This window comes from Neobacillus drentensis (genome assembly GCF_036965645.1).
In the GTDB taxonomy this organism is placed as follows: Bacteria; Bacillota; Bacilli; order Bacillales; family Cytobacillaceae; genus Neobacillus; species Neobacillus drentensis_D.
The window spans coordinates 41,093-50,629 of sequence record NZ_JBALPZ010000095.1 but is presented as its reverse complement, the minus strand read 5'-3'; the positions used below and the strand labels follow the sequence as shown (position 1 = coordinate 50,629).

At 39.6% G+C, this 9,537-nt stretch carries 11 protein-coding genes; 5 read left to right on the top strand and 6 right to left on the bottom strand.

What is annotated here, in order from left to right; genetic code table 11:
* Nucleotides 1-116: 116 nt before the first annotated feature.
* Entirely contained in the window at nucleotides 117-623 is a 507-nt protein-coding gene (locus V7266_RS18630; RefSeq protein ID WP_335469815.1) for a hypothetical protein, read from the top strand.
* Nucleotides 624-720: 97 nt separating this feature from the next.
* Here V7266_RS18630 and V7266_RS18625 read toward each other — a convergent pair whose 3' ends face one another.
* The 4 genes from V7266_RS18625 to V7266_RS18610 form a co-directional block, all read right to left on the bottom strand.
* On the bottom strand, nucleotides 721-2,076 hold the full coding sequence (locus tag V7266_RS18625; protein WP_335469814.1) for a TrkH family potassium uptake protein: 1,356 nt from the start codon (nucleotides 2,074-2,076) through the stop codon (nucleotides 721-723).
* A 226-nt stretch (nucleotides 2,077-2,302) separates the two neighbouring features.
* Nucleotides 2,303-3,709, bottom strand: a complete 1,407-nt coding sequence (locus V7266_RS18620; protein ID WP_335469813.1) for a fibronectin type III domain-containing protein — start codon at nucleotides 3,707-3,709, stop codon at nucleotides 2,303-2,305.
* A gap of 163 nt (nucleotides 3,710-3,872) precedes the next feature.
* Complete coding sequence (locus tag V7266_RS18615) at nucleotides 3,873-4,652, bottom strand: transposase (protein ID WP_335469812.1); 780 nt, start codon at nucleotides 4,650-4,652, stop codon at nucleotides 3,873-3,875.
* A gap of 307 nt (nucleotides 4,653-4,959) precedes the next feature.
* Complete coding sequence (locus V7266_RS18610) at nucleotides 4,960-5,967, bottom strand: LysM peptidoglycan-binding domain-containing protein (RefSeq protein WP_335469811.1); 1,008 nt, start codon at nucleotides 5,965-5,967, stop codon at nucleotides 4,960-4,962.
* A 262-nt stretch (nucleotides 5,968-6,229) separates the two neighbouring features.
* Between V7266_RS18610 and V7266_RS18605 the strand changes: the two genes are divergently transcribed.
* The gene (locus V7266_RS18605; protein ID WP_335469809.1) at nucleotides 6,230-6,835 is read left to right on the top strand and encodes a TIGR00730 family Rossman fold protein; all 606 of its coding nucleotides are present in this window, start codon (nucleotides 6,230-6,232) and stop codon (nucleotides 6,833-6,835) included.
* 22 nt (nucleotides 6,836-6,857) lie between these two features.
* Here the strand turns inward: V7266_RS18605 and V7266_RS18600 are convergent, their stop codons facing one another.
* Nucleotides 6,858-7,565 (bottom strand): DNA alkylation repair protein, encoded by a 708-nt coding sequence (locus V7266_RS18600; RefSeq protein WP_335469808.1) that lies wholly within the window; start codon nucleotides 7,563-7,565, stop codon nucleotides 6,858-6,860.
* A gap of 317 nt (nucleotides 7,566-7,882) precedes the next feature.
* Here V7266_RS18600 and V7266_RS18595 point away from each other — a divergent pair, with 317 nt between their 5' ends.
* The 3 genes from V7266_RS18595 to V7266_RS18585 all read left to right on the top strand — a co-directional run bounded on the left by V7266_RS18595 (nucleotide 7,883) and on the right by V7266_RS18585 (nucleotide 9,128).
* Nucleotides 7,883-8,185 (top strand): DNA-directed RNA polymerase subunit beta, encoded by a 303-nt coding sequence (locus V7266_RS18595; protein ID WP_335469807.1) that lies wholly within the window; start codon nucleotides 7,883-7,885, stop codon nucleotides 8,183-8,185.
* A gap of 75 nt (nucleotides 8,186-8,260) precedes the next feature.
* Complete coding sequence (gene fabZ / locus V7266_RS18590) at nucleotides 8,261-8,695, top strand: 3-hydroxyacyl-ACP dehydratase FabZ (protein WP_335469806.1); 435 nt, start codon at nucleotides 8,261-8,263, stop codon at nucleotides 8,693-8,695.
* 142 nt (nucleotides 8,696-8,837) lie between these two features.
* The gene (locus V7266_RS18585; protein ID WP_335469805.1) at nucleotides 8,838-9,128 is read left to right on the top strand and encodes a hypothetical protein; all 291 of its coding nucleotides are present in this window, start codon (nucleotides 8,838-8,840) and stop codon (nucleotides 9,126-9,128) included.
* 32 nt (nucleotides 9,129-9,160) lie between these two features.
* Here V7266_RS18585 and V7266_RS18580 read toward each other — a convergent pair whose 3' ends face one another.
* A complete protein-coding gene (locus V7266_RS18580) occupies nucleotides 9,161-9,421 on the bottom strand; it encodes a hypothetical protein (protein ID WP_335469804.1) in 261 nt (86 codons plus the stop codon).
* Nucleotides 9,422-9,537 lie beyond the last annotated feature (116 nt).

Sequence of the window (9,537 nt, the reverse complement as noted above, 5' to 3'; positions counted from 1 at the left end):
TAACTATTATCTAAAGCAAAAAAATATTTTACTAGTATCTCCTATATCGACACCGTTTTTAAGGCAGACCCATTATATTTTAACTGTAGACAAGTATTAAAGAGGGGGAATTATACATGAAGATACAAAAATTAATGAAGCTATTCTTTTCTGTACTAATGATTTTTACTTTGCTTTTATTACCCTCCACGCTTTCAAAAGCATCCGCAACAACAAAGGTTACCAACAAGCCCATAACTGAAAAAGCACCCACCTATATTACATCCTTTACATATGAACATGGTAAATGGGTGGGGAAATTTGACTATATCCAATGGTATTTCGGCAAGGACGCTGATAGAGAATTTTTAAAAGACTGTAACTGCAAGAAAGAAATGGATCATGCACCGGATGGATACTGGATTCGAAACGTAAACCCGAAGATACGCACCTTTACCATTTCAAAAGATGCCCAATATGTTCTCCAGACACGAAATTTATACTCTATTAAATGGAACGAAAAAGTAACTAGAAGTCAGTTTATCACCTTTTTGAAACAGCAAGATAAACGCCATCAGATTCCTTATCATATCGAAATAAAAAATGGTGTGGTAACGAAAATTACCCAACAATATATACCTTAAGAATTTTATAGCCGAAATATAAAAGCCTATCCGCTCATGAACGGATAGGCTTCTATTAATGTTGAACGGCATCAAGCTCTGAAAAAAAAGATTTAAATTAGCCAATAATGATTCGCTCTTTTGGGTATTGATAATTAGTTTTAATGGGTTTACCCCCTATTATTAATAAAAAGGCAAAAATACCAATTCTCCCAATGAACATTAAAATCATAATCATAATTTTCCCCATAGTACTTAATTCCTCAGTGATTCCCATGGAAAACCCAACCGTTCCGAAAGCAGAAGACACTTCAAATATGATCTCCATTAAAGAAAAACTCGGTTCCAAGATCAGCAGAATAATCGTACTAACCAAACAGAGCATCATCGCAGTTGCTATGACGATATAGGACTTGATGACGTCCTCCATGACAAGCTCTCGCTTAAAAACTTTTATCGTGGTATTTCCATTAGCAAAATAATAGATACTTAATAACATAATCGCAAACGAAGTCGTTCTTATTCCTCCTCCCGCACTACTTGGAGAGGTCCCGATAAACATAAGAATGCTTAAAATCAGCAGCGTAGGAGTCGAATACTCATTAACATCCATCGTATTAAGCCCGCCATTCCTAGAAGACACGGAATAAAAAAGTGAATAGAAGAAAGATTCATGCCAGGTTTTATCGGCAAAAAAATGATGATATTCACATAGATAGATCAGAATAGTACCTACAACGATTAAAATTAAAAAGGTTAACGTCGTTATTTTCGTAAATAAGGAAAAACGATAGGGAATTTTCTTTCTATGTTTAAAAAACTGGATGACTTCCATAAGCACAGGAAATCCAATCGCCCCTATAATTAACAACACCATGGTCATCACTAACACAAAATAATCGTGGGCAAAGGGAACGAGCGATTCTCCCGTAATATCAAATCCAGCATTCGTTGCCGCACTAACAGAGGCAAAGAAACCTTGTAAAAAAGCTTCTTGCCAAGTAGGAAAGTATTTTAAAAAGTATGTTCCAAACATAATCGCCCCAACCAGTTCAATGATTAGAAATAGCATAAGAATATTTCTGACGAGTTTAATGATGCCAGCGAAGGTCGGGAGGTTCTGGTCCGTCATAATCAGCATTCTTTCTCTTATTCCTATACGTCTCCCAATTAAGAGCCAAATAGTCGTGCCTAGAAACATAATGCCGATACCGCCAAATTGTAAAATGAGCGCAAAAATAAATGTACCTGGAACACTGAGTACCTCATTAATCGCAATGGTCGATAACCCTGTTACACTAACGGCACTAACAGCCGTAAATAAGGCATCAATAAAGGACAATTTAGCATTCGGTTGTTGTGTAATCGGCAGCATTAATAAGATGGTGGAAACAGCCACAGCGATCAGATAATAAATGACGATGATTTGGGCAGGATTTAGTACGTTCTTTTTTTTCTGTTTTAAAATATTCATAATTCACCATTTCTTCTATATTAAGCCATATATTATATCTAATATAACCTAATTTCACCATTACATTGCCCATAATTTTGTTATAATAATCCGAATCTGACCCTCGAGAACAAAAAACCACCAAAATCATAACTAACTATCATATACTTTTTTATCAGACCTATCACCAATTATTCTCATTAAAAAAAGAGCAAGAGATCTTCCCCCCTTGCTCCTTGCAAATATTCTAAGGCCTTGCACTTATAATCGAGGTCCAGCCGCTATATACCTTCGTTGAGCCAACCGTCTTATAAGCTCTTAATTTATAATAGTAGGTTTTTCCTGTTGTTAATCCACTATTAGTGAAATACAAAGTAGTTGTACTTTTTAGCAGAGTATAGGTTCCAGTACTTGATGTCGATCTGTAAAGCTCATATCCGTTTGCTCCTGATACGGCGCCCCAGGTCAACTTAATGCTTGTTGAGTTTAGTCTGGTTGCTGCAAAACTAGTTGGTACAGATGGTACCGGTCTTGCTGAGACCACAGTCGTGTAGCTGCTATAAACTTTCATCGTTCCGACTGTCCGATAAGCTCTTATCTTATAATAATACGGTTGATTAGTAGAAAGTCCCGTGTTCGTAAAACTTGTTGATGTGGTTGAGCTTACAAGTGTATAGGTTCCAGTACTAGATGCAGCTCGGTATACCTCATACCCATTTGCTCCACTAACTGCTGCCCAGCTTGTCTTTATACTATTATAAGCCGATGAAACAGCTTTAGGTGAGGCAGGTGTTGAAAGTGTTGGTTTGACGGAAACAACCGGTGTAAAACTACTATATGCGGTTGTCGTTCCAGTTTTATAGGATCTCACTTTATAGTAATAGGTCGTACCTGTATTTAAAGCTGAATTATTATAAGAAGTACCTGTAGCAGATGCTATTTTAGTAAAAGTTCCAGTACTTGAGGTTGAACGATAAATCTCATATCCAGATACCCCACTTGCCGCTGTCCAAGTTAAGTTGACATTATTGTAAGATGTGGCGGCGGCCTTTAAATTGGTTGGTGGGTTATAGGACGCTGGATTGGTTGAAAACCATTTATAGATGGTTTGATAAGTTGAACTGTTATACCCATTCGCTATCCTGATGTATGGGTAGCCAACAGTCTTTTTAACCAGTATCCCGTACCACACTTCGGATTGACTACCTGGATATAATTCCACATCATACTCGCCGTATCCATCTCTTTCGTTTGAAAATGATGCTGATTCAGGGGAAAGTTTTTGTCCACTCGCTGTATAAAAACTTTGTCCGGTCCAGATTACATCACTTGCATACAAGGGTTCTTCCGGTCCCGATACATATTTTAAATTAAACTTCATTAAAAGCCATTCTTCATCAGATGCTGGTACTTCATTAAACATATTTTCGTCAGCTACTATAGCATTAGCCTGCTCACCTTTGTACATTTCCTTTAGTTGCAACTCTATTACTTTAGGACTATCCCACTCGTATTCCTGGAACGTAAACCTATGATTTTCCCAGGCATTAAAAGGCGTAGCCCGATCTCCAACTGAAGCAAAAACAGTATCAATCTTTGTCGATAGCATGATAAAAAATAATACAAATAAAAACAAAATTCGGTATTTTTTCACGCGAATCCTCCTTGTATGTATCCAAATTTAAATAGGCATTTTATACCAGTACTATCATATCAGATGTATTCTGATTATTGACATTAATATTTTTCGACAAAGGGAGCACAGGGACGGTTCTCATGCTTCGGAAGCATGAGAACCGTCCCCATTCACCACTCCATCACACCTTAAAAATCAAACTCGCCGACACACCCAAAATTCTCGCTGCCTGTCGTTTTGACAGGCCCTTGATTTTTTTGACCTCCTGGAACACTTCATTTCTTTGCAGCTTAGGCAAGCTCTTAACCTGAGCAATCTCTATCCCGCCAAGCACGTCCATGATCATAAGTCTCGCCTCTTCATCTGACAATCTCCTCTTATAGTTCTCAGGTTCATCCAAACATTGAACATTAAGATATCTCTCATTGAAATCAATGAATTGAGCCTTTGCAATGGCTAAATCTTCAGAAAAGAACTTAAGTATATAATGATAATCAACCAGCTTTTTTGCAAACTGATTTTCACCGTAATACCCAGGACAGCTGCTCCACCGCCATTCATCCACTCGGCTTACCATTCCCGCTTTTACGGGATTTTGATGGATATAACTCACAACAGTTAATAAATACCTTACATCTTCCACATTTTCACTTCTGAACCGGTCCTGAAAAAGGTGTCCGTTTGTTTGATACTTCCAGTTATAGTATGAGACAAAGCTCACACCGATCCGTTTCATGGTAGTTGAAAGTGGTTCATTTCCTTCTTTCACAAGAAGATGCGTATGATTCCCCATCAAACACCATGCAAAAATGTTTAATTCTGATTTGATTTTATATGTCTCCAAAATTCTAAGGAATGTTAAGCAGTCCTCCTCATCGTGGAATATCTCCTGCTGGTTCGCTCCTCTCAACATGACATGATAAATACCGCTCCTGCTTTTTACACGCGCCACTCGCGCCATCTCTATCATCCCTTACTTGATCAGAAATTTTTATTGCCATTGGAAAAATAAAATTGGATCTCTAAACGAAAAATGGGGGGTATTACCTAAAAAATCGAGGCGATAAATCGTTTGTTCATTGAAAAAAGTGGTTTGATATGAAGTGAAAATTGAAAGAAAAAGAGGATGTTCTAAAGTGTTAAGTTCCTGCGAGGATGATCATGCAAGTCTATCATATCCTAATTTATCATGCCTTTCACCACTTATTTATTATGAAAAAAGAAGCATGAGAACCGTCCCCATGCTTCCCCATGCTTCCCCATGCTTCCTACTTTCGCAATGCTTCCATTTTCTGTCTCACTAGAGGATAAAAGTTTGTTCTTGCACTATCAGTCGAGTTCCCTCCGAAAAATTGAGTAGTTCCAGGGCAGGTTTTCACAGCATGTCCAGCACTATTATCTAGTACTCTCTCCCCAGTAACCATATCCCACCAATGATGATACGTAATCGTGTCAATCGAAGGAGCTAAACCAAACCTCATACTTAGCAGTGCGGCGACAGTGACAATCGTCTCTTTTTGAGCGTCCGTCATCACGTCGCCCCCTTTATCGAAGTTCCCCACATTCTCAATCGTTAACGAATCCGCTTCAATAGCTTCCCTTACGATTGGATCATTAAAGGCAAAGGATCCTTCAGGGGCCATGTTTATCGGCCGGCAAACGGCTACTTTTCCATCCGGAAAGGTTGTTAAGTTCTGACTAATCGTTTTCCATTTCATTTCCGTTACATGATACTCCTCCATACCCTTCAACAGCGCAAAATGGTTCGTACCGTTAAAATCCTTGTACGCTGGCTGATAGGTGTGGTGTTCTTGGATTTTCCCGATTTTTCTAGTGAATTGGTTATGAAACAGCCAATCCTTAAATTCATCCCTTGTCATCAGAACATACTGGCCTTGCATGGACAACCTTTTCTGAGGAATCTTTAAATTTTGTCCAATCTGAATCAAATCAGAAGCGAGCCCATTGGCGGATTTTATTTGCTGGACGGTAGAATTAAAAGCAGTTGAAATTCCCCACAATGTATCCCCAGAAACCACTTCATACACGGGAGGAACCCACAATTTCTGACCAACTATTAATAAATCCGATGGTAATCCATTAGTTATTTTAAGCTCATCAATGGTCGTACCGTAACGAACGGAAATTCCCCACAATGTATCTCCGGATTTAACGTCATAAATATTACGGAAATCGACTACAGCTGCAGCTACAGGAGATAAATTTATAAATAGAAACAGAGCAAAACTAACCAAAGGCACAAAGACTTTTTTCATTTTTTATTGTCCCTTCCTCAAGTAATTAGGATCAAATCTCTTACCATTTCATCCCTTCCTTTTCTAAATTCTCCAATAGTTTGAAATATAATAGTAAAATTATCCTTATCATATTTAGGAATTTATTGGAAAAATTACAGTAGAATTTGGCTCCCTCTTTGTGGTATTCTTTGAAGCAAAAGAACCGTCCCCATGCTTCACTATGCATCGATTCTAGTTTCCACGGGGTATACATATACTAGTTAGAAAAAGGAGGAAGTCCATGAAACGGTTAGCGGTTTATTGCGGTTCTAGTTTTGGCGCTTCGGACGCTTACAAAGATGGCGCGATTCAATTGGGAAAAGAGTTAGCAAAGCGAAACATTACGTTGGTGTACGGTGGCTCCAGCAATGGTTTGATGGGGGCAGTCGCAGATACGGTCTTACAAGAAGGCGGGAAAGTGATTGGCGTTATCCCTAAAGTGCTGGTCGACCGTGAAATATCTCATACAGGGTTAACCGAATTATTTACCGTCGATACCATGCATGAGCGGAAAGCAAAAATGGCTGATTTATCTGATGGATTTGTCGTTTTACCAGGGGGCACAGGAACATTAGAAGAGTACTTTGAAGTATTCACTTGGGGGCAGGTTGGATTACATCAAAAACCATGCGGCCTATTAAATATTCAACACTATTATGACCCGCTGCTTAGCTTATTTGATCATATGTTCGAACAAAAATTCCTCCAAGATAAATTCCGCTCCATGATCCTTGTCGCAGAAAAACCAGACGCACTCATCGATCAATTTGACCATTACGCAGCTCCTCCGGTTAAATCATGGGCAAAACAGAAACAAGGGGACGGTTCTCATGCTTCCGAAGCATGAGAACCGTCCCCTTGCTCTCCTTTTAGCAGATACAAGTCTTACGTTTCACCCCAATTTTATTACGCTCTTCTATTTTTTTGATGTAGGGAACAGCTAGAGGAACTTTACATGCTGTTTGGCCCATATTAACATGAACCTTGCCAATCACTTCAGCCACTCTTACCGCTTCATCATGTAGAGCGGTTACATACGCACCTACACTAATGACAAAGCCGTTCATGACATAACGAACTCGGTTTTTTTCTTGATGGATCGTTGCCTCAGCCCTTAACAGCAGGGCGCGGATCTCCTCTAAAGCCAGCTTTTCATCAGGAGTAATGGATAAATAGTTGGCATATGTACTCCAGCCAGCAACGGCAATCATTTCTTTCTCTGACTCCATCCATTCACGCGCAAGCTCGATTGCATGCGGACTCTCTGCCGCCACACTGGCAACTGTATATTCAGCGAGCAAATACCAATTTGCTTTTTTCACCCACTTTTGAAGAGTTTCCTTTGTCATCAATTTTGGATTAACAGACAGCCCTGCCAAATACATAGCGTCCGAATTTCCCGTTTCATATAAAGCCAACGCCAACTCTTGGTCCTTTTTAACATACTTAACGAGCTTTTTTAAATCTCCAACCTTCACTCCAAAAAAGCTGCCACTTGCCCCGTGATTCATATGCGTTTTTTTAGTTTGCTCCGAACCCATCTCAGCAAGCTTTTCCATTATTTCGTCGACGTTCATATAAACCTCCACAAAAACCTTATTTCCCACTATTTTACCATTATGTAAGGGGCTATCCAATTGAAAGGAACCATTATGAATATAATAGGAAATAATCTTATCCCTAGTATTTTGAGCATGGACCTGACATGGTACCTAAAAGAAGCATGAGAACCGTCCCTATGCTCCAACCATGCTCCTTCCCCCGTGCTTCCAGAAAAAAATTAATGAGTATTTCGGAATAATTTTTTATAATAAAGATATTGAACCGGTTATAATAGGTATTAACTCGCCAAATTTGTAGACAGCGGAGATTTGGTTAAAGGGGAATTAAACGAATGACAGGAAACAATGGACAAGTCAGAACGAGAGAAGACTATAAAAAGGCAAAAGAAGAGGCACAGCAGCCAGCCAAAGCGACAGAGAATACAAATGCCGCACCTCTGCCTCCAGCCAACAAACGAGTTCGGATTCGCTTGATTCCGATCTGGCTTCGTCTGGTTCTTTTAGTAGTTAGTGTCTTCATCTGCGCCATAGCGGGAGCATCGGTTGGATATGGAATGCTTGGCGGGGGAAATGTCGGAGATATATTTAAAGAATCAACATGGACACATATCATCGATTTAGTCGATAAGAAATAACTGGGAAGGGAGCAATTGCCCTTCCTATTTCTATATAGTAGAATGAAATCAGTTACTAGGAGGAGGTACTAAAAAATGTTGGATATCGAACAAATCAAAGAAATTATTCCCCACCGTTATCCGTTTTTACTCGTAGATCGGATCTTAGAAGTTGAGGAAGGAAAAAGAGCCATCGGCATTAAAAATGTCTCTGCAAATGAAGAATTCTTCAACGGCCATTTCCCTGAATACCCTGTGATGCCTGGCGTACTTATCGTTGAAGCACTTGCGCAGGTCGGGGCAGTCGCGATGTTGAAAAAAGAAGAAAACCGCGGCCGCTTAGCCTTTTTTGCAGGAATTGACAATTGCCGTTTTAAAAAACAAGTGAAGCCTGGCGATCAACTTCGCCTGGAAGTGGAAATGACTCGTCTTCGCGGTCCGATCGGTAAAGGGAAAGCTGTGGCCACAGTGGACGGGGAAATCGCGTGTGAAGCAGAAATTACCTTTGCACTTGGTGAGAAAAAGGAATAGTTTACAACAGCGGCTGGGGGAACTCAGTCGTTTTTTTCGGATAAAAACAATCGGGTAGAGGGAAGCTAATAAAGCAAAACCATTTGCGAAAGGGGACCTCTGCTTGAAGAAAAAGCTTTTTCAATTACTCATTGGGTCTATGTTGTCTGGGGTACTTTTAGTCGGCTGTAACAACAACGATGATAAAAATGCGCCAATCACCGATAACAACATTCGAAATGATATCCAAAATCCTGCCGATAACAATCTAAGGGATGACAATAACGGTAATATGCTTGATAACAATCATATCGATAACGATAATGTAAACGACTATAAGAATGATACAAATACCGACACTGATAAAGACCCTGCAAAAGATCTGAACACGAAGAAGGAAGAAATCATCGAGGATGACATCGATAGAAATGACAGAGACAACATAGATCGATAAAAAAGGGACAGGCGTGGCGCCTGTCCTTTTCCTCATGAAAATCCGTTGACCATTAGTGCCGCAGCTAAAGCAATCACGACAATGATAATAATATAGACAATAATTGCTAAGATGGTAATAATCCATCCCGCCACCTTGCGGCCTGTTTTAATAAAATAAATCCCCAAGGCAATCGGACCGAAAATAAAACCTAAAATAGCCCACAGCCAGCGGCTTTTGTGATGCTTGGGTGCATCAATGTACAAAAAAATGGCAAATGCTAAACTAATCAGAAAGCCAATTAAACCATCCAAAAAAAACCCCCCCTTGTTATTTAAGTATCACCCAGAAATACCCAAAAGGGCAATAGGAAATTCACAAAGGAAAGCGCAAGCGCCTTGATCAGAGAAAAAAGTAGTTCATTTTTTCC